Source organism: Micromonospora sp. LZ34 (assembly GCF_052981855.1).
The window spans coordinates 33,263-57,211 of sequence record NZ_JBRIQN010000016.1; the positions used below are offsets into that span (position 1 = coordinate 33,263).

27 protein-coding genes are annotated in these 23,949 nt (G+C 74.8%); 18 read left to right on the top strand and 9 right to left on the bottom strand.

Annotated elements, in window-relative coordinates; all coding sequences use genetic code 11:
* Window positions 1–33 precede the first annotated feature (33 nt).
* On the top strand, window positions 34–903 hold the full coding sequence (locus ACVCAH_RS18415) for a hypothetical protein (protein ID WP_447137388.1): 870 nt from the start codon (window positions 34–36) through the stop codon (window positions 901–903).
* A 4-nt stretch (window positions 904–907) separates the two neighbouring features.
* Here ACVCAH_RS18415 and ACVCAH_RS18420 read toward each other — a convergent pair whose 3' ends face one another.
* Window positions 908–2,140: a serine hydrolase domain-containing protein gene (locus ACVCAH_RS18420; protein WP_447137389.1), complete on the bottom strand. Its 1,233-nt coding sequence runs from the start codon at window positions 2,138–2,140 to the stop codon at window positions 908–910.
* 81 nt (window positions 2,141–2,221) lie between these two features.
* On the opposite strand from ACVCAH_RS18420, the gene ACVCAH_RS18425 reads away from it, so the two are divergent.
* From ACVCAH_RS18425 to ACVCAH_RS18450, 6 genes are all read left to right on the top strand, one after another.
* Complete coding sequence (locus tag ACVCAH_RS18425; protein ID WP_447137390.1) at window positions 2,222–2,815, top strand: pentapeptide repeat-containing protein; 594 nt, start codon at window positions 2,222–2,224, stop codon at window positions 2,813–2,815.
* Window positions 2,816–2,859: 44 nt separating this feature from the next.
* Entirely contained in the window at window positions 2,860–3,309 is a 450-nt protein-coding gene (locus tag ACVCAH_RS18430; RefSeq protein WP_447137391.1) for a pyridoxamine 5'-phosphate oxidase family protein, read from the top strand.
* Between the two features lie 157 nt (window positions 3,310–3,466).
* Window positions 3,467–4,429, top strand: a complete 963-nt coding sequence (locus ACVCAH_RS18435; RefSeq protein ID WP_447137392.1) for a hypothetical protein — start codon at window positions 3,467–3,469, stop codon at window positions 4,427–4,429.
* Window positions 4,430–4,569: 140 nt separating this feature from the next.
* Entirely contained in the window at window positions 4,570–4,914 is a 345-nt protein-coding gene (locus ACVCAH_RS18440; RefSeq protein ID WP_447137393.1) for a DUF1330 domain-containing protein, read from the top strand.
* Window positions 4,915–4,996: 82 nt separating this feature from the next.
* Window positions 4,997–5,974, top strand: a complete 978-nt coding sequence (locus ACVCAH_RS18445) for a hypothetical protein (RefSeq protein WP_447137394.1) — start codon at window positions 4,997–4,999, stop codon at window positions 5,972–5,974.
* Between the two features lie 97 nt (window positions 5,975–6,071).
* On the top strand, window positions 6,072–6,392 hold the full coding sequence (locus ACVCAH_RS18450; protein WP_447137395.1) for a hypothetical protein: 321 nt from the start codon (window positions 6,072–6,074) through the stop codon (window positions 6,390–6,392).
* Between the two features lie 38 nt (window positions 6,393–6,430).
* On the opposite strand, the gene dacB is transcribed toward ACVCAH_RS18450, so the two are convergent.
* Together dacB and ACVCAH_RS18460 are read right to left on the bottom strand one after the other, a co-directional pair.
* Entirely contained in the window at window positions 6,431–8,014 is a 1,584-nt protein-coding gene (gene dacB / locus ACVCAH_RS18455) for a D-alanyl-D-alanine carboxypeptidase/D-alanyl-D-alanine endopeptidase (RefSeq protein ID WP_447137396.1), read from the bottom strand.
* A gap of 109 nt (window positions 8,015–8,123) precedes the next feature.
* Complete coding sequence (locus ACVCAH_RS18460; protein WP_447137397.1) at window positions 8,124–8,564, bottom strand: hypothetical protein; 441 nt, start codon at window positions 8,562–8,564, stop codon at window positions 8,124–8,126.
* A 152-nt stretch (window positions 8,565–8,716) separates the two neighbouring features.
* On the opposite strand from ACVCAH_RS18460, the gene ACVCAH_RS18465 reads away from it, so the two are divergent.
* The gene (locus ACVCAH_RS18465; protein WP_447137398.1) at window positions 8,717–9,790 is read left to right on the top strand and encodes an NAD(P)-binding domain-containing protein; all 1,074 of its coding nucleotides are present in this window, start codon (window positions 8,717–8,719) and stop codon (window positions 9,788–9,790) included.
* A gap of 178 nt (window positions 9,791–9,968) precedes the next feature.
* Complete coding sequence (locus tag ACVCAH_RS18470; RefSeq protein ID WP_447137399.1) at window positions 9,969–10,247, top strand: adhesin; 279 nt, start codon at window positions 9,969–9,971, stop codon at window positions 10,245–10,247.
* A gap of 24 nt (window positions 10,248–10,271) precedes the next feature.
* Here ACVCAH_RS18470 and ACVCAH_RS18475 read toward each other — a convergent pair whose 3' ends face one another.
* The 4 genes from ACVCAH_RS18475 to ACVCAH_RS18490 all read right to left on the bottom strand — a co-directional run bounded on the left by ACVCAH_RS18475 (window position 10,272) and on the right by ACVCAH_RS18490 (window position 14,066).
* The gene (locus tag ACVCAH_RS18475) at window positions 10,272–11,348 is read right to left on the bottom strand and encodes a beta family protein (protein WP_447137400.1); all 1,077 of its coding nucleotides are present in this window, start codon (window positions 11,346–11,348) and stop codon (window positions 10,272–10,274) included.
* 98 nt (window positions 11,349–11,446) lie between these two features.
* Window positions 11,447–11,995 (bottom strand): PepSY domain-containing protein, encoded by a 549-nt coding sequence (locus tag ACVCAH_RS18480; RefSeq protein WP_447137401.1) that lies wholly within the window; start codon window positions 11,993–11,995, stop codon window positions 11,447–11,449.
* 104 nt (window positions 11,996–12,099) lie between these two features.
* Window positions 12,100–13,374 (bottom strand): sensor histidine kinase, encoded by a 1,275-nt coding sequence (locus ACVCAH_RS18485; RefSeq protein ID WP_447137402.1) that lies wholly within the window; start codon window positions 13,372–13,374, stop codon window positions 12,100–12,102.
* The gene (locus tag ACVCAH_RS18490) at window positions 13,371–14,066 is read right to left on the bottom strand and encodes a response regulator transcription factor (protein ID WP_447137403.1); all 696 of its coding nucleotides are present in this window, start codon (window positions 14,064–14,066) and stop codon (window positions 13,371–13,373) included. Before ACVCAH_RS18490 ends, ACVCAH_RS18485 begins: the two co-directional genes overlap by 4 nt.
* A gap of 103 nt (window positions 14,067–14,169) precedes the next feature.
* Here ACVCAH_RS18490 and ACVCAH_RS18495 point away from each other — a divergent pair, with 103 nt between their 5' ends.
* The 6 genes from ACVCAH_RS18495 (at window position 14,170) to ACVCAH_RS18520 (ending at window position 19,399) form a co-directional block, all read left to right on the top strand.
* Complete coding sequence (locus tag ACVCAH_RS18495) at window positions 14,170–14,631, top strand: septum formation initiator (RefSeq protein WP_447137404.1); 462 nt, start codon at window positions 14,170–14,172, stop codon at window positions 14,629–14,631.
* Between the two features lie 181 nt (window positions 14,632–14,812).
* Window positions 14,813–15,217 carry a hypothetical protein gene (locus tag ACVCAH_RS18500; RefSeq protein ID WP_447137405.1) on the top strand — a complete coding sequence of 135 codons (405 nt, stop codon included), beginning with the start codon at window positions 14,813–14,815 and terminating at the stop codon, window positions 15,215–15,217.
* A gap of 259 nt (window positions 15,218–15,476) precedes the next feature.
* Window positions 15,477–15,869 (top strand): cupin domain-containing protein, encoded by a 393-nt coding sequence (locus ACVCAH_RS18505; RefSeq protein ID WP_088995725.1) that lies wholly within the window; start codon window positions 15,477–15,479, stop codon window positions 15,867–15,869.
* 128 nt (window positions 15,870–15,997) lie between these two features.
* Window positions 15,998–17,794, top strand: a complete 1,797-nt coding sequence (locus tag ACVCAH_RS18510; RefSeq protein ID WP_447137406.1) for a glycoside hydrolase family 15 protein — start codon at window positions 15,998–16,000, stop codon at window positions 17,792–17,794.
* A 243-nt stretch (window positions 17,795–18,037) separates the two neighbouring features.
* The gene (locus ACVCAH_RS18515; protein ID WP_447137407.1) at window positions 18,038–18,496 is read left to right on the top strand and encodes a hypothetical protein; all 459 of its coding nucleotides are present in this window, start codon (window positions 18,038–18,040) and stop codon (window positions 18,494–18,496) included.
* Window positions 18,497–18,643: 147 nt separating this feature from the next.
* Window positions 18,644–19,399 carry a pectate lyase gene (locus ACVCAH_RS18520; protein WP_447137408.1) on the top strand — a complete coding sequence of 252 codons (756 nt, stop codon included), beginning with the start codon at window positions 18,644–18,646 and terminating at the stop codon, window positions 19,397–19,399.
* A gap of 69 nt (window positions 19,400–19,468) precedes the next feature.
* On the opposite strand, the gene ACVCAH_RS18525 is transcribed toward ACVCAH_RS18520, so the two are convergent.
* Both ACVCAH_RS18525 and ACVCAH_RS18530 read right to left on the bottom strand, forming a co-directional pair.
* Entirely contained in the window at window positions 19,469–20,659 is a 1,191-nt protein-coding gene (locus tag ACVCAH_RS18525; protein WP_447137409.1) for a threonine synthase, read from the bottom strand.
* Between the two features lie 16 nt (window positions 20,660–20,675).
* Window positions 20,676–21,725, bottom strand: coding sequence for a DNA polymerase ligase N-terminal domain-containing protein (locus tag ACVCAH_RS18530; protein WP_447137410.1), 1,050 nt, complete (start codon window positions 21,723–21,725; stop codon window positions 20,676–20,678).
* A gap of 109 nt (window positions 21,726–21,834) precedes the next feature.
* Between ACVCAH_RS18530 and ACVCAH_RS18535 the strand changes: the two genes are divergently transcribed.
* The 3 genes from ACVCAH_RS18535 to ACVCAH_RS18545 all read left to right on the top strand — a co-directional run bounded on the left by ACVCAH_RS18535 (window position 21,835) and on the right by ACVCAH_RS18545 (window position 23,903).
* Window positions 21,835–22,620 carry an aldo/keto reductase gene (locus tag ACVCAH_RS18535; RefSeq protein ID WP_447137411.1) on the top strand — a complete coding sequence of 262 codons (786 nt, stop codon included), beginning with the start codon at window positions 21,835–21,837 and terminating at the stop codon, window positions 22,618–22,620.
* Window positions 22,621–22,773: 153 nt separating this feature from the next.
* Window positions 22,774–22,941 (top strand): hypothetical protein, encoded by a 168-nt coding sequence (locus ACVCAH_RS18540; RefSeq protein WP_447137412.1) that lies wholly within the window; start codon window positions 22,774–22,776, stop codon window positions 22,939–22,941.
* Window positions 22,941–23,903, top strand: coding sequence for a golvesin C-terminal-like domain-containing protein (locus ACVCAH_RS18545; protein ID WP_447137413.1), 963 nt, complete (start codon window positions 22,941–22,943; stop codon window positions 23,901–23,903). Before ACVCAH_RS18540 ends, ACVCAH_RS18545 begins: the two co-directional genes overlap by 1 nt.
* Window positions 23,904–23,949: the final 46 nt, after the last annotated feature.

Genomic DNA, 23,949 nt, shown 5'->3' on the forward strand with positions numbered 1-23,949 from the left:
GAACTGGTACGGACCGGCGACCGGGGAGGTGCCATGACGGGGGTGCGGGACGCGGCCACCGACGGCTCCGAGCCGGCCGGTCCGGCGCCGGAGGACGAGCCGAGGCCGCGCTGGCGGGATCGGGCGCGGGCCTGGCTGCGCCGACTGAAGCCGGCCGGCCCGCCCGCAGGGCGGTGGCTCGCCGGGGTCCTGGCGGCCGTTGTCACCACGGCGGTGACCGCCTGGCTGCTCGCCTGGGGCCTGCTCCCGGACAATCCGCCCCCGCCCCCGGATCCGGACCGGCTGCCCTTCACGGTCGCGGTCCGGACCGAGCACGACGAGACGGCCGGCTGGGTGGTCGACGCGCCGTTGGCGGAGATCCCCGCCCGGCCGGGCTGGCGCGACGACTGGTCGCCGTGGGCCCGGGAGGCCCATGCCGTGCCGGCCTCCCGGGTCGGCGTCTCCTTCACCGTTCAGGGCGTCAGCGAGGCCCAGGTGACCCTCACCGACCTGCGGGTACGGGTGGAGACGCGCCGCCCCGCCGTGCGCGGCGTGTTCGCCGTGCCGGGCGGCGGCGGGCCGAGCGCCTACCGGTGGGTGGACGCGGACCTGGACGAGGATCCGCCGGCGCTCAGCGCCGGCATCTTCACCGACGGCGAGGGCGGCGTCCCCGCACACGAGCGGAGGGAGATCCGCTTCCCTTACCGGGTGTCCCTGACCGACGCCGAGACGTTCCTCGTCGTCGGCCACACCGAGCGGTGCGACTGCGAATGGAAGGTCGAGCTGGACTGGGCGTCGCAGGGGCGCACCGGCACCGTCACCATCGACGACGCCGGACGCCCCTTCCGGGTCACCGGCACCGCGGGCGCGCACACCGACTGCTTCACCTCGCCCGACGACATCGAGGACTGCCGGCCGCGGTGACCGCTCAGTCGACCAGGGCGGAGTAGACCAGTTGGCGCAGCTGCGGGCGCAGCGGATACGTGCTCGACGGCAGCAGCTGGGTGAAGAGCAGCGCGGTGATCTCCTCGACCGGGTCCACCCAGAACGCCGTGCTCGCCACGCCGCCCCAGTAGTACTCGCCGACGCTGCTCGGCACCCGGCTCGGGATCGGGTCCTCCACCACGGCGAAGCCGAGCCCGAAGCCGATCCCGTCGAGGGTGGTCTCGGCGAAGCCGCCGGTGGACAGGGCGCCCAGGTCCTGCCCGCCGGGCAGGTGGTTGCGGGTCATGAAGCGCACCGTGCGGGGCCCGAGCAGGCGTGCCCCGTCCAGTTCCCCGCCGCGCAGCAGCATCTGGGTGAACCGGTGGTAGTCGGCGGCGCTGGCGACCAGGCCGCCCCCGCCGGAGCGGAAGGACGGCTTCTCGTACGCCAGGGCGCCCAGCTTGTCGTAGCGGAACGCCCGGCCGGAGCGCGGGTCGGGCGCGTAGAGCGCGGCGAGCCGGTCGGCGGCGTCGCCGTCGACCCACCAGTGGGTGTCGGTCATGCCGAGCGGGCGGAAGATCCGGTCGGCGAAGAACGCGTCCAGGCTCTGCCCGGAGACCACCTCGACCAGCCGGCCGAGCACGTCGGTGGCGACCGAGTAGCCCCACGCCGTGCCGGGCTGGAACAGCAGCGGCAGCTCGGCGAAGGCCCGGCAGGCCGTGGCCAGGTCGACGTCCGCCGGCGGGTACAGGTCGTAGCCGGCGGCCCGGTAGAGGCCGTCGACCACCGAGGTCTGCATGAAGCCGTACGTCAGGCCGGCGGTGTGGGTGAGCAGGTGCCAGACCCGGATCGGCTCGATCGCCGGCACCGTGTACGGCTTGAGCGTCGAACCCTTCGAGTAGACCCGCAGGTCGGCGAACTCGGGCAGCCAGCGGCTGATCTCGTCGGTCAGCTCGAACCGGCCCTCCTCCCAGAGCATCATCGCCGCGACCGAGGTGACCGGCTTGGTCATCGAGTAGATCCGCCACAGCGTGTCCGGCTCCACCGGCCGGCCGGCCTCGACGTCCCGCAGCCCGTACGTCGAGGCGTGCGCGACCTCGCCGCGGCGGGTGACCACCACCTGCCAGCCGGCCAGCCGACCGGCGTCGACGTACCTGCCGAAGTGCTCGTCGATCCGCGCCAGCCGCGCGGGGTCGAAGCCGATCTGGTCCGGGTCGATGCTGCGTGCCACACTCACGCCGCCGAACCTACTCGGCGGTACCCCCGGCCGGAAGGGCTGGCGGCCACACCTGTCGGCGCCCACCGGTAGCGTGGCCGGATGCCCGAGCTGACCGAGGACGCGACCTTCCGCAACGAGGACTGGTACGGCGAGGAACTGGTGGACCGGCACTTCGTCCGCTGCACGTTCCACCACGTCGACCTCACCGAGGCGGTCAGCCGGGGCGCGGTCTTCGACGGGTGCACCTTCGGCAACGTGAGGTTCAACGCCTCCCGGCACACCGACTCGGCCTTCACCCGCTGCTCCTTCCAGCGGTGCAACCTCTTCGAGGCCGAGTTCACCGGCTGCAAGCTGGTCGGCAGCAGCTTCGCCCAGTGCGACCTGCGGCCGCTGACGATCGCCGGCGGCGACTGGTCGTTCGTCGCGCTGCCCGGCGCCGACCTGCGCGGGGTCCGGATCACCGACGTCCGGATGCGCGAGGTCGACCTCACCGGCGCCAACCTGACCGGCGCCACGGTCACCGGCGTCGACCTGTCCGCCGCGCAGCTGCACAGCTCCCGGTTGGCCGGCGCCGACCTGCGGGGCAGCGACCTGACCGCGCTCGACCCGACGGTGGTGGAGCGGGCCGGGGCGATCGTCGACGCCGCGCAGGCGGTGGTGATCGCCCAGGCGCTCGGGTTCGAGATCCGCTGAAAAGGCGCCGCCGGCTGTCAGGTTTCCCTGCCAGGCTGAGTGGCATGGCATGGTGGTCCGACCTCGTCGATGAGCAACCCGAGTTCGCCGAGCGGGTGCGTGCCCGCTTCACGGTGCGCAAGCACGGCACGATGGCGACGCTGCGCCGCGACGGCTCGCCGCGGATCAGCGGCACCGAGTTCGACTTCGGCCCCGATCAGCTGCGGCTGGGCAGCATGGCCGGCGCGCTCAAGGCCCTCGACCTGCGGCGTGACCCGCGGGTGGCGCTGCACTGCCCGACCGAGGACGTTCCCGAGGACGATCCGCGGGCCTGGGGCGGCGACGCGAAGATCGCCGGGCTGGCGCACGAGGAACCGCCGGGCGAGGACGGCTCGCACCGGTTTCGGATCGAGTTGACCGAGGTGGTGCTGACCCGGGTGGGCGACCCGGCGGACCACCTGCTCATCGAGAGCTGGCATCCGGGCCGCGGGCTGCGGCGGCGCGAGCGACGCTGAGGACCGGGATTCCCCACTCGGATAACGTCCGCTACCGTCCGGTAACGGCACGCGACCGTCCACAAGTGGCGGAAAGGTCGCGCCGGTGCGAACGTGGTACGGCTCATCGTCGGCGGCGTGTGCCGCCGGGGCCGGGCCGGTGGGGAGTGGAGGGTCGGTGGCGGAGGAAGACCTCACCCGAGCAGGGGCCGGTAAGACCGGCCGGGCAACCGGCCACCGCGCGGCCGGCACACCGGCGCGGCACCGCTCGACGATGCCGTTGCCGGCCCGCGCCGGCGAGGCGCTGCGCTGGCTGGCCCGGTTCCGGCAGCGCCGCCGCTGGGTGCTCGAGGGGTTCACGGTGCTCGCCTGCCTGGTCGCACTGGTGTCGTACCTCGCCGCCGAGCCGGGGCCGGAACAGGGCGGGGAGACGGCCCGCCCGGACGGCGTGCCGGCCGGTGTCGGCGGGCCCAGCGCGTTCCCCGGCGCCGAGGTGCGCTATCCGGCCACCGGTCCGGCCTCGCCGGGTTTGCAGCCCCGCCAACGCCCGCCGAGCCCGACTCCGTCCGCCGCCGCGACGCCCGGGCCGCCGGTCCGTCCCACGCTCAGCGTCGAGCAGCGCGACGTGCCCGCGCGGGTGGACCTGACCGCGGCGGGCGCGCGCGACTGGATCCACTGGGGACTGCGCGGCGGTGACTCGACGGTCCGCAAGCGCGACGGCTCGGGCGAACTGGTCGACGCCGGCGGCCGCGGTGTCCGGGGCGGCTGGGACGCCAACCAGGAGACGGTCAGCTGGCGCGACGGCGCGCCGGTCCGCTCAGCCGACGGCACGCCCACCGGCGTATACACCTGCGGTGCCGGCAGCGGCTTCGCGCTGGCCGTCGCGGCGAGCGGCGAGGCGCGCACGGTGCGCCTGTACGCCGGGGTCTGGATGGCCCGGGGCCGGCTCGAGGTCCGGCTCTCCACCGGCGAGCTGAGCCGGACGCTGCGGGTGGAGGATCCGCACACCCTGCGGTCCGCCGAGTTCACCATCCGGTTCCAGGCCCCGAAGGGCGCCCGGCTGGTGCTGAACTGGGTGGCCGAGGAGGTGTTCACCGGGGAGTGCGGCAGCGTGAGCCTCCAGGCGTTCGCGCTGCGCTGACCAGCGGTTCCCTCCCCGTCGCGGGCCGCACACCGGCCGGCCATTACCCCGGAGGTCATCGACAGCGCGACCCGGGCGGCCGCAGACTCCCCACAGCGACCGGCGCGCCGCCGGCCGCCGTCACGAGGGGGAGGACAACCATGCCCGCGTTCGCGCTCGCCCACCTGCGGACCCCGCAGCTCAACGAGGACGTCTTCACGTACATCGAGCGGATCCAGGCCACCCTCGACCCGTTCGGCGGCCGGTTCCGGGTGCACGGCGCCGAGGTGGAGGTCAAGGAGGGCGAGTGGCCCGGCACCGTGGTCATCGTCGAGTTCCCCGACCTGGACCGTGCCCGCGCCTGGTACGACTCGCCCGCCTACCGGGAGATCCTGCCGCTGCGTACCCGGCACATCGACGGCGCGACCCTCATCGTCGACGGGGTACCGGCCGACTACGACCCCGCCCGCACGGCCGCCCGGCTGCGGGCCCGGGCCACCGGCTGAGCCACCCGATCCCCCCGGGTGGGGGAGGCGGCCCACCCCGGAGCGGGAGGGGTGCCGGCCGGCGGGCGGGCAGGGTGGGTTCGTGACCCGCACCCTGCCGCCGCCGGCCGCGCCCGCCGTGACCCGTCGCCCGATCCTGCCGTACGCCGTGCTCGGCTGGGCCGTGGTCTACGGCGCCGTACGACTGTGGTGGGCGCTCGCCGGCGCCCCCGTGTTCCCGCCGCTGGACACCGACCTCGTCGTGTTCACCGGGTGGCGGGCGGTGGCACTCTGCGCCGCCGCGGGGCTGGTCGGCGCGGTGCTGGCCCGTGCCCGGACCTGGCGTCCCGCGCTGGCTGCGGCGGGCTGGGCGGTCTGCGCGGCGCTGCTGCTCTCCTGCGCCCTGCTCCTGCTCGACCTGGTCGGGCTCCTCATCCTCGACCCGGGCGAGGCGTTCCACCCGGGCGCCTTCGCGAGCCGGCTCGGCTGCCTGGCCGGGGCGGGGCTGCTCGCCGCGGCGTTGATCGACCACTGGCGTCACCGGCGCGGGGACTGCCGGCGGTGCGGGCGCACCGGCCGGCCGCGGGCCGGGCAGCCCGCGGTGCCCGGCTGGGCCCGGGTGGCGGCCTGGGCGGCGGTCGTCGGCTGCCTGGTGCGGCTGGCCGCCCAGGTGTGGGTCGGCTTCGACGACGTGCCGCTGAGCCAGGGCGCGTCGATGGTCGCCTTCGAGGTCGGCTTCCTGCTCGCCGGGGTGCTGCTGCCGCTGGCCCTGGTGCACGGCTGGGGGCAGGTCTGGCCGCGCTGGGTGCCGCTGCTGGCCGGCCGGCGGGTGCCGCGCCTGCTGCCACTCGTCCCGGCGGCCGTCTTCGCCGTCGGCCTGGTCTGCTACTTCGGCGTCGGTCTCGCCCAGCTCGCCGCGGAGACGGTCACCGGCACCTTCGACCCGGGCGACGGCCGCTATCCGCTGGCCTTCTTCTGGGTGGCCGAGTCGGCGTACTGGCTGTGGGGCTGGGGCCTCGGGGTGGCCGCCGTCGACTACCACCGGCGCACCCGCCGCGCCTGTCCGGCCTGCGGGCGGTGAGCCACCGTCGGCCGGGACAGTTTGTCCGTCGCGCCGGGTCGGTGGCGTCGTAACTTTCTGCTGTCCAGTCCGACGATCCTGTATGGAGGGTCCGCCGATGAGCAGCACCACCCGTACCGTCCGACCAGCCGCCGTGCGGGAGCCGGTCGGGGAGGTGCTCCGGGAGATCCCGCTGCCGCCGTACGTGACCGTCGAGGACGCCCAGTTCGCGGTGCGGGCGGTGGTGGTGCACGGGCCCCGGCGCTGGTCCGGCGGCACGGTGTGCCGCAACGACGCCAGCCCGCATCCGTGCCGGCTGCACCGGTGGGGGACCCGGGTGCTGGCGCTGCGCGGCCTGCGCGCCGCCGACATCGCCGCGCTGATCGAGCGGGGCGACCCGGCCGCCGCGGTGCCGCCGCCGCGCCGGCCCGGCGCCTGACCGGTGCGGGCCCCCGGAGCGGGGGCCCGCACCCGGTGTCAGCAGGCGATCGGCTTGACCCAGGAGCACTCCCGGTCCTCCGGCGCCGCGGGCGCCTCGGGGGCCGCCGGTGGCGCCACCCGCGCCGCGCTCACGCTCTGCTCCCGGTACGAGGCCAGCGCGATCGCGATCTGGTCCTCCAGCGGCTTCACCGACGAGGCGAGGTAGTTGTTGAGCAGGATCGAGAACGCCAGCACCCGGCCGTCGGCGTCGGTGACGTAGCCGGAGAGGCCGGAGACCCCGGTCAGGCTGCCGGTCTTGGCGTGCACGTTGCCGGCCGCCGGGGTGCCCCGCATCCGGCTGCGCAGCGTCCCGCCGACGAAGCGCTCCGGCTCGCCGGCGATCGGCAGGGCCGCGTACCAGGCGTCGAACCAGGGTTCGGCGCGGACCGCGGCGAGCAGGTCCACGAACTCGTCCGCGGGCACCAGGTTGCGCCGGGACAGCCCGGAGCCGTCCCGCTGGCGCAGCGTGCCGGTGTCCATCCCGGCGCCGGCGAGGTACCGGTTGATCTCGCTGAGCCCGGCCGACCAGGTGCCCGAGCCGGCGCGTACCCGGCCGATCTCCTTGGCCAGCACCTCGGCATGGCCGTTGTTGGAGAGCTTGAGGAACGGCACCATCAGCTCGGCCAGGGTCATCGACTCGTGCCGGGCCACGGCGGTCGCCGTCGCCGGGGTGGGCTGGCCCAGGACGGACCGGCCGAGCACCCGTACGCCGTGCTTGCGCAGCGCCGCGCGGAAGACGTCGGCGGCGTACCCGGTGGGCTCCCAGACCGTCACCCAGTCGCTCGCCGGCTCGTCGCCGACGGCGATCTGGCCGGTGACCACGACGGTGTTGCTGCCGTGCTCCCGCTCGAAGGAGATCGACGTCTCGCCGCCGGCCACCGTCTCGGCCCGGTTGTCGAACCGGAGGTACCCGGTCGGCGGCGTCGTGGTCAGCACCGGCCGGTCGCCGGCGGCCGCACCCGGCGCCGCGTGCACGATCACCGTGCCGGCGTCGTAGTCGGTGTCCGGTGCCACGGTCAGCGCGGACACCTGCGCGGCGTAGTAGTACGGCTCGTCGTCCCAGGTCCAGTCCGGCCCCAGCCGGGTGCGGTCGTAGCGGGTGTCGTCGGCCACCAGGTCCCCGGTGACCAGCCGGACGCCGGCCGCGGCCACCTGGGCGGCGAGCGCGTCGTAGTCGGCGGCGAGCAGGGTCGGGTCGCCGCCGCCGCGCAGGTGCAGGTTGCCGGAGAGCATCCCGGCCCGGCGGGTGCCGGTGGCCAGCACATCGGTGTGGAACCGGTGCCCGGGGCCGAGCAGTTCCAGCGCGGCGGCCGAGGTGAGCAGCTTGGTGTTGGACGCGGGTATCAGCCGGCGGTCGCCGTTGCGGTTGTAGACGGTCTCCCCGCTGGCGGCGTCGACCACCACCACCGAGGCCTGGGCCCCGGCGAGCCGGGAGTCGGCGAGGATCGCGTCGATGGTGGCGTTCAGGCGGGTCGCCGCGGGCGTCGGCGATTCGGCGGTGGCGGCGGGCGCGCCGGCGGTGGCCGCGGCGGCGACCAGCGCGACCAGCGCGAGCGCCCGGGGGAAGCGACGTCGATGCATGCGTCGATGCTGTCATGGAGATATCTGCCAGAGAAGTGCCCAAGCCGAAAGAAATTGCCGCCGGGGCCGGGGCCGGGGCCGGGCGGCCGCCGGCACGTCCGGGGCCCGGTCACCCGTCCAGCCGGCGGGCGGTCACCGGCCCGTCCGGCGGCTGGTCGTCCGGGGCGAGGACGGCGACGGCCCGTTCGACCAGGCCGTCGCGCACCAGCACCAGCCGGCGGCACGCCGGGTCGCCGGTCCGCTCCGGCAGCCGCCCGGCCAGGGCACGTACCTGCTCGGCGGAGGAGTCGTCGAGCACGAACCCCTCGGCGTCCCACCGCCCGTCGACGGTGAAGAACGCGCCGCTGTCCCGCTCCAGGTCGCCGTTGAGCACCACCGTCCGGTCCTCGCCGTCGAGGTCGCTGGACGCCTCGTTGAGCCCCCACGCCTGGTACGACGCCCGGCCCTCGTCCGGCGCGTCGGCCACGCCCACGCCCTCGCACCCGGTCAGCAGCAGCAGCCCCAGCGCCACCGCCGGGAACTGTGCCCGCCACCCGCCCCGCCCGCCCATCCCGCCTCCACGCCTCGATCCCGCTCGATCAGACCCCAGTGGCGGCGGACCGGTTCCACCGCCCACCGATCCGGCCGGGCGGCGGGCGCGGTGTGAGCGGAGAGACGCTCCCGGGCGGGCAGCCGGCGGCGGCCGGCGTTGTTGCACGGCACATGGACGACCGCGACGTCGACGTGCTGGTGATCGGGGCCGGCCAGGCCGGCCTCTCCGCCGGCTACCACCTGCGCCGCACCGGTTTCACCCCCGGTACGGGCTTCGTCATCCTCGACGGCGACGACGGCCCGGGCGGGGCGTGGCGGCACCGCTGGCCGACCCTGCGGCTGGACCGGGTGCACGGCTTCCACGAGCTGCCCGGCATGCCCTTCCCGACGGCCGACCCCGACCGCCCGGCGGCCGAGGTGGTCAGCGGCTACTTCGCCGCGTACGAGCGGGAGTTCGGCCTGCCGGTGCGCCGGCCGGTCCGCGTCCGCGCGGTCACCTCCCGCCCCGACGGCCGGCTCGACGTCGCGACCGACCGCGGCCGGTGGTCCAGCCGGGCCCTGATCAACGCCACCGGCACCTGGACCCGGCCGTTCTGGCCGCACTACCCGGGCCGGTCGCTGTTCCGCGGGCGCCAACTGCACACCGCCGACTACCGGGGACCCGACGAGTTCGCCGGCCGGCGGGTCGTGGTGGTCGGCGGCGGCACCTCCGCCGTGCAACTGCTCGCCGAGGTCTCCACCGTCGCCGCCGAGACGACCTGGGTGACCCGGCGACCGCCGGACTTCCGGACCGGCGAGTTCGGCCCGGAGCACGGCCGCGCCGCGGTGGCCCTGGTCGAGCAGGCCGTCCGCGCCGGCCGCCCGCCGTCGAGCGTGGTCGGGGTGACCGGGCTGCCGCTCACCCCCGAGCTGCGCCGGCTGCGCGAGCGCGGCCTGCTGGACCGGTTACCCGTCTTCGACCGGATCACGCCGGACGGCGTGGCCTGGGACGACGGCCGGTTCGTCGCCGCCGACGTGATCCTCTGGTGCACCGGTTTCCGGGCCGCGCTGGACCACCTCGCCCCGCTGCGGCTACGCGGCCCGGGCGGGGGTATCACCATGGACGGCACCCGGGTGGTGGCCGACGAGCGGATTCACCTGATCGGGTACGGGCCATCCGCGAGCACGATCGGCGCCAACCGGGCCGGGCGTGCGGCGGTACGCGACATCCGCGCCCTGCTCGCCCCGGCCGTCGCCACGAACTGATCCCGCTCTATTTGACGGATCCGGCGGCAGCGGGCACCGTAGGTCATGAAGGGGGCCTTCAGCTGCCCCGACGCGACGGGGACGACCGACCACCCCGCAATCGCCTCCCACGTGTGCTCGTCCGTGGGCCGAGTCTGGCCCGCGTCGTGAATCCGAGAAATCCACGAGGAGTTCCGCCATGCTCACCATGACCGACAACGCCGTTATGGTCATCCGCGACCTCGCCAACCAGCAGGACGTCGCCGACGAGGGCGGGGTGCGTATCGCCGCCGACACCGGCGCCGGTTCACTCACCGTCGAACTGGCCGCCCAGCCGGCGCAGGGCGACCATGTGGTGGACAACCAGGGCGCCCGGATCTTCCTCGACCCGGACGCGGCCGAGCTGCTCGGCGACGCCTCGGTGGACGCCACCGTCGACGACGAGGGCATCATCCAGTTCGGGTTCACCGAGAAGTAGGCCGTCGCAGTCCGCCGGGCCCGGTCAGCCGGCCCGGCGGGTCTGCTCGCCCCGCGCCCGGGCCGGACGGCCCGGCGCCCCGGGTCGCCCCGGCCGGGCGTCCGGGCGTAGCAGCGTGGCCAGCACGTGCGCCAGGTGGTGCGAGGTGCTCCAGGCCGCCCAGTTGGTCGCCGAGCCGGCGCCGGCCACCCGCCGGGCGCGGCGGAGGATCTCGTGGTCGCCCCAGGAGTAGGCCGCGCCGGCGGTGGGCCAGTGCGGCGCCGAGACCAGGGTGCGGCACAGGTCGGCGAACCGGTCGTCGCCCCGCCCGCCCCGCCGCGACCACCGGTAGACCCACCACTCACCGTCGGCCGTGTAGCGCACGGTGGGCAGCCGGTCGGCCGGGTGGTCCGCCGCGGACACGGCGGAGACCACCCCGTAGTCGCCGTAGCCGACGCCGAGATCGGCCAAGCGCTGCCAGAGCAGCCAGTCCCAGCGCTCCAGGCGGACCGGTTCGTCGGTGGGGAGCCGGGACAGGCTCGGCGGCATCCCGCCGGCCGCCACGGTCACCGAGCGCCAGGCGTGCCGGCGTGCCCAGTCCAGCAACCGGCGGACCCGGGGCTCGGCCACCCGCACGTCGGCCGGACAGCACACGTCGCCCGCGTCCACCAGCAGGTCGCACTGCTCGGGCACCAGCCGGGTGAACCGCCACACCCGCTCCACGGCGCCGGTGGTGGCGTCCGGCCCGGCCCGGTCCCGGGCCACCCGCAGCCGCACCACCGCGCGGTGGGCGTACGCCCGGGCCGTCAGGCCGTGCGCGGCGAGCCGCCGGTCGCTGTCCGCGAGCCCCACCACGGGCACCAGCGGTACGCCCCACCGGACCAGCTCGGTCTCCGGCAGGTCGGGCAGGGCGCTGACGTCGACGGCCGGCACCAGACCCTCGGGCAACCGGCCGAGAGCGTCCAGTGTGTACGCGTCCGGTGTGGACACCAGCAGCATCGGGGCGAGCAGGGAAACGGCGACGTCGTCGAGGTGGCCGAGCGCTTCCAGCTCACCCCGCCGGCAGGCGAGGACGGGGCGGTAGACCGGTTCCGCCGCCCGACCCCCGTGGGCGGGCTCCATACCTCAGCCTAGGCCAGACATCGTCGGTCGTCACCGGGACGTTCGGGCGGGCGGAGCCGCCCGCGCCGGGTGGCACGCCGGTCCACGCCGGTGCCGGCTCAGTCGTCGTCACCGTCGTCATCGTCGTCGTGGCCGGAGTCGTCGTCGCGGTCGTCGTTGTCGTCGTCGTCGGAGTCGTCGTCATCGTCGTCGACCGGCTCCTGCTCGGCCTTGACCACCGCGCCGGTCTCCCGGTCCACGTCGACCTCGTGCTCGGTCCCGCCGGCGAGGATCTCGACGCTCCACACCGGACGGCCGTGCTCCTGCTCCGCCTCGACCTCGGTGATCTTGCCACCGCCGGCCGCGGCCAGCGCGATCTCGCCGGCCCGCTGCTGGTTCACCGCGTCGCCGCCGGTCGCCGGTGCGCCGCCGGTCGCGGCCGGGGAGCCGCTGGTCGGGTCGCCGCCGGGCGTGGCGCTGGTCGCGTTGTCGTCCGGGGTGGGGTTGTCGTCCGGGGTGCCGGCGGTGCTCGGCGCGGTTGTCGCGGCGGCCAGGGCGCTCGGCCCGGCCCGCTCGCCGTCGACCGCCGCCGCGCCGAGGGCCACCCCGGTCACCGCGAGCACGGCCGCGCCGCCGAGCGACGCCAGGATCAGGGAGTTGCGCTTCATCTCGGTCCACCTTTCCTCGGTTGTTGCTTCCGAGGATCCGGCGGAACGGGATAGCGCCGCGCTGCCCGGACGCTAAGGCCGGGTTAAGGCCAGCCGGCCCGGGTTCAGGCGACCGGCGGGCCGAACGTGAGCAGCACCTCGGCGCCGCCGCCGGGGGTGCTGCCGAGCTCCAGCCGGCCGCCGCCGGCCTGGGCCGCCCGGCGGGCGATGTCCAACCCGAGACCGGTCGACCCGGCCGGGCTGGCGCCCCGCCGGACCGTACCGGCCGGGATGCCGGGACCCTCGTCGGCGACGGCGAGCACCACCTGCCCCGCGTCCGCCTCGAGCCGGACGCCGAACGCGGTGCCGTCCGGGGTGTGCGCGAAGACGTTGCCGAGCAGCGCGTCCACGGCGGCGGCCAACTCGTCGGCAGGCACGGCGACCGGCAGCGGCCCGGGGGTCAGGTCGAGGGTGACCGCCCGTCCGGTGTCCTCGGCCAGCACCGACCAGAAGGCGACCCGCTCGGCCACGATCGCGGCCGCGTCCGCGACCGCGGCGCCCGCCGCCGGCGCCCGCCAGCGGGCCTGCCGGATCAGGCCGGTGACCGCCCGTTCCAGCCCGTCCACCGCCGCGGTGACCCGGGCCGCCTCCTGCGCGTCGCGCAGCGACTCGGCCTCTAGCCGCAGCGCGGTCAGCGGGGTGCGCAGCCGGTGCGACAGGTCCGCCACCCGCTCGCGTTCCTGCGCCAGCAACACCTGGATCCGCCTGGCCAGGTGGTTCAGAGCGCCGGCCACCTCCCGCAGCTCGGCCGGTCCCGCGGGTTCCACCCGGGCGTCCAGTTCGGCGTTGGCCAGCCGGTGCGACACCGCGGAGAGCTCGCTGATCGGCCGGACCAGGGTGCGCGCCAGCCGGTCCGCGACGGCCAGCCCGATCACCACCAGCAGCGCTCCGAGCAGGGCCAGCACCAGCCAGGACCGGGTCACCCCGGCGCTCAGCTCGGCGCGCGGGACCATCGTGCGGATCACCCCGGTGCCGTCCGGGCGGCCCTGTACCGCGATCACCACCTCCCGCCCCCGCGCCGACTCCGCGGTGAGGCTGCGCCCCCGCTCGGCCAGCGCCACCGCGGGCGTACGCGGGGCGGGGGCGCCGAGCACGGTGCCGTCCGGGAGGAAGACGCTGACCGGGCGGCCGGACTCGGCGGCGAGCTGCTCGACGGTCAGCCGGATCGTCTCCGGATCCTCCGTCCCCACCACCGGCACCAGGCTCTGCACGTCCGCGGTCGCCCGGACGGTGGCCCGGTCCTCGGCGACCGTACGCACCAGCAACGCCAGCGGCACCAGGAAGGCGACCAGGGTGAGCACGCTGACCGCGGCCACCAGCAGCGCCAGCCGCGCCCTCACCCGGCGTCCCCGGGCGACTCCAGCCGTACCCCGACCCCGCGCACGGTGTGCAGGTACCGCGGCTGCTGCGCGCTCTCGCCCAGCTTGCGGCGCAGCCAGGACAGGTGCACGTCGACGGTCTTGTCCGCGCCGCCGTACGGGATCTGCCAGACCTCGGTGAGCAGCTCCCGCTTGGTAACCACCTCGCCCGGCCGGCCGGCCAGGTGGTGCAGCAGGTCGAACTCGCGCGGGGTCAGCTCGACCGGTTGGCCGTCCAGGCTCACCTGGCGGGACCGGGGGTCGATCCGCAGCCCGCCGACGACCAGCGTCGGGTCGTCCGGGCCGGCGCCGGCCGGGCCGCGGCGCAGCACCGCCCGGATCCGCGCGTCGAGTTGGGCGGCGGTGAACGGCTTGACCACGTAGTCGTCGGCGCCCGCGTCCAGGACCCGGACGATCTCGGTCTCGTCGTCGCGAGCGGTGGCCACGATCACCGGCACCGCGCTGACCGCCCGCAGCATCCGCAGCAGCTCGCGCCCGTCCAGATCGGGCAGCCCGAGGTCGAGCACGACCAGGTCGGGCCGGTCGTCGAGGGCGTCGCGCAGGCCGGTCATCGCGGTCGACGCGGCCGCCACCGCGTGCCCGCGCTCGCGCAGCGCCCGGATCAGCGGCGTCCGGATCGTCAGGTCGTCCTCGATGAGCAGCAGGCGGGCCACAGCTGGCAGGCTATCCGCCGCCGGCCCGTCCGGCGGTGGACGTTAACCCTCCCTTAGGGTCGTCCGGTGCCACACCCAACCGTGGATCGGGGATAGTCGGGTGATGCGCCGCCGTTCGATCCTCGCCGTGGCCGGGTGGCTGGCCACCGCCGCGCTCGCCACCCTGATCGGGCTGGCCGCGATCCGGCTGGTGGGGGAGAGCATCACCGGCACCCCGGGCGGAGTGCTCAGCCAGCGGGAGGTCGAGCGGGCGCTGGCCTCCGCCGAGCCGCCCGCCGCGCCGCCGACCGGGGCGTCGCCCGCCCCGTCCACCGGTGCCGCGTCGCCGAGCGGGCCGGCCGTGGGCCGGCGGATGTTCACCACCGCCGGCGGCACCGCGACGGCGGAGTGCGGGCCCGGCGGGGTGTGGCTGGTGTCCTGGGCGCCGGCTCAGGGCTACCGGGTCGGCGAGGTCGATCGCGGGCCCGACGACGACGTCGAGGTGACGTTCGAGGGCCCGGCCGGCGAGTACGAGCTGAAGGTGCGCTGCGTGGGGCGGGAGCCGGTGGCCGCTTCCGAGGACTGACCCGGCACCGGCGCTGAGCTGCGGCGGAACGGCCGAGTGTCCATGATCGGACAGCGGCCGGCCTGGTTGCCAGGATCGGTCACGACATACGTTCGGTGATAAAGGGTGTGATCGGCGATGATCCTCCCTTGCCGCAACAACTGCCTCATGGCCGCTTGACCGGGCGGCCCGGGAGGGCACGATGTCCAGCCCCAGATCCCGGCGCGGGTCGGCACAGCCCGATCCGGGGGACGACGACACCGCCCGTGCCGACGCGGAGGTCACCACCTGCGCCACCGTCGGCCTGCCCGCGACCGCACGGGTGCTCTTCGCGGTGGTGACCGCCGACGGCGACCTGGTCCGCGGGCTCGGCGCGGCGCAGGCCACCCGCCTCGCCCGGGGCAAGTACCAGGTCATCTTCGACCAGGACGTGACCGCCGCCGGGTACATGGGAACGATCGGACTGCCCGGCAGCGCCGGTGTCGCGCCCGCGGGCCAGGTGGCCGTGGCCGGCCGGACCGGAATCCCGAACGGCGTCTTCGTCTCCACCTTCGCCGGCGACGGCAGCGTCGCGGACCGGCCGTTCCACCTGACGGTGCTCTCCTGACCGGTCCGGGAATCCCGCGGTCGCACAGACGAGCGCACGGCGCCGCTCGACCTGGGTCGAAACGTCGCCGCGCTCTGGCCGTCTCCCGCCACCGCAGCCGTACGGCGGTACGTCAGCGGGGACCTGGCTCGACCGGCCCGCTGCACCGGTCAAGGGTCACGATCCCCGTCCTCGGAGGATCCAAACCTCGATCCAGTGGCAAATTCCACCATTTGCCAGTCCCGGCGTGACGCGGGGCCGGACCGGGTATGAGCGCGGCATGGAGCATTTCACGATCGCGACCGTCGCCGAGAAGAGCCCGGACTTCCGGCGGGTGCTGTGGACCGGTGCGCACACCCAGCTGGTGATCATGACCATTCCGCCGGGCGGTGAGATCGGCGAGGAGGTGCACGAGGACATCGACCAGATCCTGACCTTCGTCAGCGGCACCGGCGAGGCCCGGGTCGCGGGCGAGAAGCGCGAGGTCGTCCAGGGCGACCTGGTGGTGGTGCCGGCGGGCACGAAACACAACTTCGTCAACACCGGCCCGAACCCGCTGGTCCTCTACACGGTCTACGGCCCGCCGGAGCACGCCGACCAGGCGGTGCACCGCACCAAGGAGGAGGCCGACGCGGCGGAGGCCGCCGGCGAGGACGAGCCGCCCACCTCCTGAACCCGCGCGGGGCGGACCGACCGGGCCGGTGCGCGTCGCCGGCCCGCCCGCGCCGGCGGCCCGGCCGCCGCAGCCGGCCGCGGGGACGACGGCCGTCTGAGGCGGGTGGATCCGGGTACCCGCAGCGGGTGACCCAGCCGGCGATCTCCGACTACGGCTTCCTCTCCGACTGCCGCTCCGGCGCGCTGGTCGGCCGGGGCGGCTCGATCGACTGGTGGTGCCCGGACCGGTTCGACTCCGCGTCGGTCTTCGGCCGGCTCCTCGGTCCCCGCGCCGGGCACTGGCTCCTTGCGCCGGTCGCCGCCGGCCAGCCCGGGCACCGGGTGGAGCGCTCCTACCGGCCGGACACGCTGGTGCTGCGCACTGTGCACCACACGCCCGAGGGGAGCGTCGCGGTGACCGATGCGCTCGCCGCCGAGCTCGGCGCCCGCGGGCACCAGTTGGGCATGAACTCGCCGGCGGTGCTGGTGCGGGTGGTCGAGGGGCTCAGCGGCCGGGTGCGGATGCAGCTCGACTGCTGCCCCCGGCCGGACTACGGACTGCTGACCCCGTACCTGCACGACCAGCCGGACGGCGGGGTGCTGGCCGCGTGCGGCTCGGTGACGCTGACGCTGCGCTGCGCGGACCTGCCGCTGCACGCCGGGAAGGACCGGGTCCGGCAGGAGTTCGAGGTCTCCGCCGGCGACGTGGTCGGCTTCGACCTGGCGTACGGGCACGCCTACGGGAGCCCGCCGGCGCGCCTGGACCCGGCCGTCGCGCTCGCCGAGACGGTGCAGGCGTGGGAGGCGTACCGGGAGCCGCACAACTACCCCGGCCGCTACACGGAGGTGGTCCGGCACAGCGCGACGGTGCTGACCGGGCTGACGTACGCCCGCAGCGGGTCGGTGGCCGCGGCGCTCACCACCTCGCTGCCGGAAGAGCTCGGCGGTGACCGCAACTACGACTACCGCTGCTCCTGGCTGCGCGACTTCGCGATGACCCTGCGCGCCTTCTGGGTGGCCGCCTGCCCATACGAGGCGTCGCGCCTTTTCGCCTGGGTGGCCCGCTCGATCGGCCAGGTCGGGGACACGCCGGTGCCGGTGATGTTCGGCCTGGCGGGGGAGCGGGACCTCTCCGAGCACGAACTCCTGCACCTGCCCGGCTACGCCGGCAGCTCGCCGGTGCGGGTCGGCAACGACGCCTGGCGGCAACGCCAGCTGGACGTACCGGGCGAGGTGATCTCGGCGGTCTGGCAGCTGCGCGACTACCTCGGCACCAGCTTCGAGAAGGAACTGCGCGAGATGGTGCTCGGGCTGACCGAGCAGGTGGCCGCCACCTGGCACCTGCCCGACCGGGGAATCTGGGAGATCCGGGACGTCGAGCGGCACTACCTGTCGTCGAAGGTGCTCTGCTGGGCGGCCATGGACAAGGCGGTGGCGCTGGCGCCCCGACTCGGCGACAGCGCCGACCCCCGGCGCTGGGCCGCGATCCGGGACGAGATCCGGGACACCGTGCTGCGCGAGGGCTGGAACGACCGGATCGGCGCGTACACCGGAGCCTTCGGCGCGACCGAGCTGGACGCCTCGGCGCTCTTCCTGCCGGTGGTGCGCTTCCTCCCGGCGACCGACCCGCGGATGCGCGCCACGATCGAGGCGGTCGAGCGGGAACTGGGCACCCCCGACGGGCTGGTCCGGCGCTGGAACACCGATCCGGCCGGCTTCCTGCTCTGCTCGTTTTGGCTGGTGGAGTGCCTGGTGATGGCCGGTGAGCGGGAGCGCGGCCAGCGGCTGTTCGAGCGGGTGATCGAGCACACCAACGATCTGGGCCTGCTCAGCGAGCAGATTGACCTGAGCAGCGGCGCGCAGTTGGGCAACACGCCGCAGGCGCTCTCGCACATCGGTCTGATCAACGCGGCCTGGCGGCTCACCGACCCGTCCGGCGAATGACGTCGGAGCCGGAATCCTGCAACAGACCTGCAAGCGCAATCCATTGACGCTCATGCACGCCCGGTCCAAGCCTTTCGGGTACGGGAAGGCCCTTTAAGACGGCTTTTGATCCTGTTCGTCCCCTCCGGAGTCCGGGCCTCCGGCGGGACCGCCGATCCCCAGGCCGCGGCACCGCGCGCCGGCTCCCCCCTGCGCCGCGCCACCGCCGTGGGGCACCACCACCTGTACCCCAGGAGGACACCCGTGCGATCCAGACACCGCACTCGCCGGCGCACACTGCTGCTCGCCGTGGGCGCTGGGGGGACCGTGGCCGCGCTCGCCGCCGGCATGACCACCTCGGCCTTCGCGGCCACCGTCTTCACCGACACCCTCAGCGACGGCGACACCGCCGGCTGGTCCAAATCCGGCGGCAGCGGGGCGGCGACCGACGGCCCACTGCACCAGTCCAACGCCAACAGCGAGCTGGCCCGGCTCTTCGCCGGCCAGACCGGCTGGACCGACTACCAGGTGCAGGCCCAGGTACGGCCGGGCGGCTTCGGCTCGTCCAGCGCCCTGGTCGGTCTGGCCGCCCGGGCCAGCGGCAGCACCAAGATGTACCGGCTGGCCCTGCTCCGCAACGGCCGCGCCGAACTCCAGGCGGTCAACGGCAGCCAGATCACCGCGATCGGCTCGGCGTCCATCGGGGTCAGTGCCGGCACCTGATACACCCTGCGCATCGAGGCCAGCGGCAGCACGCTGCGCGGCTTCGTCAACGTCACCCAGATCGCGTCCGGCAGCAACAGCCTCTCCGGCGCCGGCCGGATCGGCCTGGTCACCGCGTACGCCAGCGGCAGCTTCGACGACGTCACGGTGGACAGTGCCGGTGGCTCGACGCCGACCACCCCGCCCGGCACCACCGCCCCCGCGACCACGCCGCCGCCCACCACCCCGCCGCCGGCCGGGTGGCCGACGCCGACCGGCAACCAGAAGGTGGACGCCACCATCCCGGTTTCCGGCACCTTCGACGGCGGCCTGCGCCGCTACTACGGCATCGGCGACGGCGGGCAGAGCGAGAGCCAGGACCCGATGTTCGTGCTCGCCCCCGGCGCCACCCTGCGCAACGTCGTCATCGGCGCCCCGGCCGGCGACGGCGTGCACTGCGAGGGCAACTGCACCCTGGTCAACGTCTGGTGGGAGGACGTGGGCGAGGACGCCGCCACCTTCCGCGGCGGCACCACCTACACCGTCGACGGCGGCGGCGCCCGGGCCGCGTCCGACAAGGTCTTCCAGCACAACGGCTCCGGCACCGTGCACATCCGCAACTTCCGGGTCGAGAACTCCGGCAAGCTCTACCGGGCCTGCGGCAACTGCTCCACCTCGTACCAGCGGCACGTGGTGATGGACAACGTCACCGCCACCTCCACCAAGGTGCTCGCCGGCATCAACACCAACTGGGGCGACACCGCCCGGTTCACCCGGATCACCATCGTCGGCGACCCGGACCGCCGGACCGTGGTCTGCGAGAAGTACATCGGCGTCCCGAAGGGCGACGAACCGACGAAGATCGGCGAGGGTCCGGACGGGACCAACTGCCTCTACTCCGCCAGCGACATCACGTACCGCTGACCGACCCGGCGGCCCCGCGCACCCTCCCGGCGTCCGGGGCCGCCGCCGGCTCAACCCGTCGTACGGCCGTCAGGCCAGCACCGGCACCCCGGCCACGTCCACCGTCTCCGGGTACTTCAGGCCGGCACCGGTGTTGAGCACCACCACCCGTTCGCCGGCCCGGATCCAACCGCCCGCCCGCAACTGGCGGGCGGCGGTGAGGCAGGCCGCCCCCTCCGGGCAGAGCAGCAACCCCTCGCGGGCGGCGAAGTCACGCAGGTCGGCCAGGATCTCGGCGTCCTCGACCGCCACCGCGGTGCCGCCGCTGGCCCGCAGCGCGGCCAGGATCAGTTCGTCGCCGAGCGGGGCCGGCACGGTGATGCCGAACGCCACGGTCCGGGCGTCCGCCCAGGGCCGCGCCCGGTCCTCCCCGGCGGCGAAGGCCCGCACGATCGGCGCGCACCCGGTCGACTGGACCGCCACCAGCCGGGGCAGCCGGTTGCCGATCCAGCCCAGCTCGTGCAGCTCGTGCAGCGCCTTGTGGATGCCGATCAGCCCCACCCCGCCGCCGGTCGGGTAGATGATCACGTCGGGCACCTGCCACCCGAGCTGCTCGACGATCTCGTACCCCATGGTCTTCTTGCCCTCCAGCCGGTACGGCTCGCGCAGCGTGCCGGCGTCGAAGACCCCGCCCGCCGACCCGGCCACCAGCTCGGCCACCAGCCGGCCGGCGTCGCTGATCAGCCCGTCGACCAGGCGCAGGTCGGCGCCGGCGGCCACGCACTCGCGCCGGCAGATGACCGGCGCGTCCACCGGCATGACGATCGTCGCGCCCATCCCGGCCCGGGCCGCGTAGGTCGCCCAGGCGGCGCCCGCGTTGCCGTTGGTCGGCATGGCGATCCGTTCCACGCCCAGCTCCCGCGCCCGGCTCACGCCCACCGCCGCGCCGCGCGCCTTAAACGACCCGGTCGGGGTCAGCCCCTCGTCCTTGACCAGCAGCTCCGGGATGCCGATCTCCGCGCCGTACGCCGGGGCGCGCAGCAGCGGCGTCCACCCCTCGCCGAGCGTGGTCACGTGCCGCGGATCGGCCACCGGCAGCAGTTCGCGGTAGCGCCACAGGTCGGCCGGGCGCAGCCCGAACCGCTCCGGCGTGACCACCTCGGCCACCGCGGCCAGGTCGTAGCGGGCCAGCAGTGGCGAACCGCAGTCGCAGAGGTTGCGCGCCTTGCCGGCGTCGTGTTCCCGGCCGCAGCGTGGGCACTCCAGATGGGTCAGGTACACGTCGCTCCTCGCCGTCTCAGCTCGTGTCGATGCTCAGCCAGCGCCGGCTGCGTCGGCCCGGCTCGTAGACCGAGTCGAGCCGCTTGGCCACCACCCCGGGCAGCCCCTGCTCGCGCCCGGTGCGCAGGGCCTCGGCGCCGGTGCCGGGGAACCAGGGCGGAGTCTGCCAGTGCGGTCCGGTCAGCGCCAGGCCGTCGAGCAGCTCCCGGCGCTGCGCGTACGGCAGTTCGACGCTGGTCACCCCCTCCAGCCAGAGCAGATCGAAGATCAGGTACTGGGCGTCCGCGGTGGCCCGCCCGCCGCGCGCCGGCCGTACCCGGCCGGCGGTGTCGATGCGTACCAGCACGCCGTCCAGCACCGCCTCGGTGGGCGCCAGCTCCTCGGTGAGCTCCCGCAGCCAGGGGTACGACCCGGTGATCTCCTCGTCGGTCTCGGAGAGCAGCCGCAGCCGGCCGCCGGAGACGTACGCGACGGCGCGCACCCCGTCCCAGCGCAGCTCGTACCCCCACTGCGCCTCGTCCCGGGGCAGCTTCCCGCCGGGGCTGGGGTGCATCGGGCGGACCAGCTCCGGCATGCTCGTCCAGCCTTCCGGGGGCGGGTCGGTCCGCCGGACCATCCAGTCCTTCCCGTCCTTGCCGCCGGTGGCGAAGAGGACGTACCGGCCGCTGGTCCGCTCGCCGTCGAGCACGACGATCACCTCGTCGTCGCGCCACTTCTCCAGCCGGTACGTGCCCCGGTCGTGGATGGTCATCCGGCCGCCGCCGTACTCGCCGGCCGGGATCTCGCCGTGGAAGGTCAGGTATTCCATCGGGTGGTCCTCGGTGTGCACGGCGAGGTGGTTGCGACCGGGATCCCGGGGCAGGCCGCGTGGCACCGCCCAGGAGGCGAGCACCCCCTCGTGCTCCAGCCGCAGGTCCCAGTGCAGGCTGCGGGCGTGGTGCTGCTGGATGACGAACCGGGCGGTGCCGTCGGTCGGCTTCTTCCGGCGGGGGGCGCGGCGCGGCACCGGCTCCGGGGTGCGCGCCGCGTCCCGCTTGCGCCGGTACTCCTCCAGCCGGTCGGCCACATCCGCATTCTCCGGCAATCCGGCCCGGTCCGCCGCCCGGCTGACCGCCGACCGCCCGGATGCCCGAATCCCGGGCATGTCGCGGGCGATCACGGGTAGAACCGTCGGCATGGACCTCGACCAGCCCACCATCCCGCTCCCGGGTGAGGTGCGGATGCCCCTGCTCGGCTTCGGCACCTGGCAGGCCACCGGGAAGGCCGCGTACGACGCGGTGCTGGCCGCGCTGGACGCCGGCTACCGGCACGTCGACACCGCCACCATGTACCGCAACGAGGAGGAGGTCGGCCGGGCGGTGCAGGAGAGCGGGCTGCGCCGCGAGGACGTCTTCCTCACCACCAAGTTGCTGCCCGGGGACGTGGGTCGGGAGCGGGCGGCCATCGAGGCGAGCCTGCGCGCCCTCGGCGTCGACCACGTCGACCTGTGGCTGGTGCACTGGCCGCCGTCGAATCCGGCCGACAGCATCCCGGTCTGGCGGGAGATGCTCGCCGCCCGCGACGAGGGGCTGGCCCGCGCGGTCGGGGTGAGCAACTACAGCACCGCGCAGATCGACGAGCTGATCCAGGCCACCGAGGAGAGCCCGGCGGTCAACCAGATCCCCTGGAGCCCTTTCCTGTACGACCGGCAGCGGCACATCGAGCACCGGGACCGGGGCGTGGTGTTGGAGGGCTACAGCCCGTTCAAGGGGAGCGACCTGTCCCATCCGGTGCTCACCCGGATCGCGGCCGCGCACGACGTCTCCCCGGCCCAGGTGGTGCTCCGCTGGCACATCGACCACGAGATCGTGGTGATCCCGAAGTCGGTGACGCCGGACCGGATCCGGGCCAACGCGGCCGTCTTCCGGTTCGCGCTCACCGCCGAGGAGATGCGGGACATCGACGCGCTCGGGACCACCTGAGCCGGCGCCGCGCCGCCCGGCCCGTTTGCCAATTTCCTTCAGCCGAACGATCGGCGATGAAGGGTATCGACATAGACGCTCGTGACGATATACCGTGCGCGTCACGACGGTCGTCGATCCGTCGTACCCCTCCGCCCCCGCTGAAGGAGCGCCATGGTCACGTCACGATCCATCCGTCTGCGGCGCCGAGGTGTGCTCGGCATCCCGGCCCTGGTCGCCGCCGCAGCGACCGCCGTCGCCGTCCGGCCCGCCGCGGCGAGTGCCGCGCCGCTCGCCGCGCCGAAGCCCGAGTGCCTCGCCGACCTGCTCGGGGAGTCCTGATGGCCACCATTCCCTGGCTGGTGGACGTGCTGCGCGCGGCCGGCGTCCAGGTCGTCGTCGAGGGCGACTGGCTCAACCGGATGCGCCCCGGCTCGTTCGACCCGATCGGCGTGCTCTGGCACCACACCGCGGCCACCTCCAGCGCCACCAACCCGCACCCGGCGCTGAACATCTGCATCAACGGCCGGTCCGACCTGCCCGGCCCGCTCTGCCAGGCCCTGGTCGACTACCACGGCGTCTTCCACGTCATCTCCGCCGGCCGCTGCAACCACGCGGGCACCGCCAGGGCCAGCGGGCCCATCCCGGCCGGTGACGGCAACACCATGCTGATCGGCTGGGAGATCGACTACAACGGCGTCAACCAGGAGATGACCGCGGCGCAGTACAACGCCTCCATCGCCGCCACCGCCGCAGTGCTCAAGCGGCTGGGCCGGGACGCCAGCTACGCCCGGGGCCACCGGGAGACCAGCACCACCGGCAAGATCGACCCGTCCTTCATCGACCTGAACGTGATGCGGGCCGACGTCGCCGCCAAGATGGCCGGCGGCACGGCGTGGTCCTCGGTCGTGGACAACGCCACCGCCGGCCGGTTCACCGCCAGCGCCAACTGGGGGGTGTCGTCGTACTCGGGGCAGCGCTACGGCGCCGACTACCGGTTCGCCGACCCCGTCCTGGCCAGCGACGCCGCCTGGTACAAGTTCAACGTCCCGGCGGCCGGCAACTACCTGGTCGACGCCTGGTGGCCGGCGAACGCCGGCTACAACGCCTCGACCCCGTACATCATCGCCACGTCGAGCGGGAACCAGACGGTCCACGTCGACCAGCGGGCGACCGGCGGGCAGTGGCGGAACCTGGGCACGTTCGCGCTGCCGGCCGGGGACGCCAACCGGGTCGCGGTGAGCCGGTGGAGCTCGGCCAGCGGGCTGATCATCGCCGACGCCGTCCGGCTCACCCGGGTCTGACCGGTGCGGGCGGCGGCTCCGCACGAGCGCGAGGCCGCCGCCCGCC

Coding starts and splice junctions, on each gene's coding strand:
- ACVCAH_RS18415 (WP_447137388.1), top strand. CDS start 34: ATGACGGGGGTGCGGGACGCGGCCACCGACGGCTCCGAGCCGGCCGGT.
- ACVCAH_RS18425 (WP_447137390.1), top strand. CDS start 2,222: ATGCCCGAGCTGACCGAGGACGCGACCTTCCGCAACGAGGACTGGTAC.
- ACVCAH_RS18430 (WP_447137391.1), top strand. CDS start 2,860: ATGGCATGGTGGTCCGACCTCGTCGATGAGCAACCCGAGTTCGCCGAG.
- ACVCAH_RS18440 (WP_447137393.1), top strand. CDS start 4,570: ATGCCCGCGTTCGCGCTCGCCCACCTGCGGACCCCGCAGCTCAACGAG.
- ACVCAH_RS18450 (WP_447137395.1), top strand. CDS start 6,072: ATGAGCAGCACCACCCGTACCGTCCGACCAGCCGCCGTGCGGGAGCCG.
- dacB (WP_447137396.1), bottom strand. CDS start 8,014: ATGCATCGACGTCGCTTCCCCCGGGCGCTCGCGCTGGTCGCGCTGGTC.
- ACVCAH_RS18460 (WP_447137397.1), bottom strand. CDS start 8,564: ATGGGCGGGCGGGGCGGGTGGCGGGCACAGTTCCCGGCGGTGGCGCTG.
- ACVCAH_RS18465 (WP_447137398.1), top strand. CDS start 8,717: ATGGACGACCGCGACGTCGACGTGCTGGTGATCGGGGCCGGCCAGGCC.
- ACVCAH_RS18470 (WP_447137399.1), top strand. CDS start 9,969: ATGCTCACCATGACCGACAACGCCGTTATGGTCATCCGCGACCTCGCC.
- ACVCAH_RS18475 (WP_447137400.1), bottom strand. CDS start 11,348: ATGGAGCCCGCCCACGGGGGTCGGGCGGCGGAACCGGTCTACCGCCCC.
- ACVCAH_RS18480 (WP_447137401.1), bottom strand. CDS start 11,995: ATGAAGCGCAACTCCCTGATCCTGGCGTCGCTCGGCGGCGCGGCCGTG.
- ACVCAH_RS18495 (WP_447137404.1), top strand. CDS start 14,170: ATGCGCCGCCGTTCGATCCTCGCCGTGGCCGGGTGGCTGGCCACCGCC.
- ACVCAH_RS18500 (WP_447137405.1), top strand. CDS start 14,813: ATGTCCAGCCCCAGATCCCGGCGCGGGTCGGCACAGCCCGATCCGGGG.
- ACVCAH_RS18505 (WP_088995725.1), top strand. CDS start 15,477: ATGGAGCATTTCACGATCGCGACCGTCGCCGAGAAGAGCCCGGACTTC.
- ACVCAH_RS18535 (WP_447137411.1), top strand. CDS start 21,835: ATGGACCTCGACCAGCCCACCATCCCGCTCCCGGGTGAGGTGCGGATG.
- ACVCAH_RS18540 (WP_447137412.1), top strand. CDS start 22,774: ATGGTCACGTCACGATCCATCCGTCTGCGGCGCCGAGGTGTGCTCGGC.
- ACVCAH_RS18545 (WP_447137413.1), top strand. CDS start 22,941: ATGGCCACCATTCCCTGGCTGGTGGACGTGCTGCGCGCGGCCGGCGTC.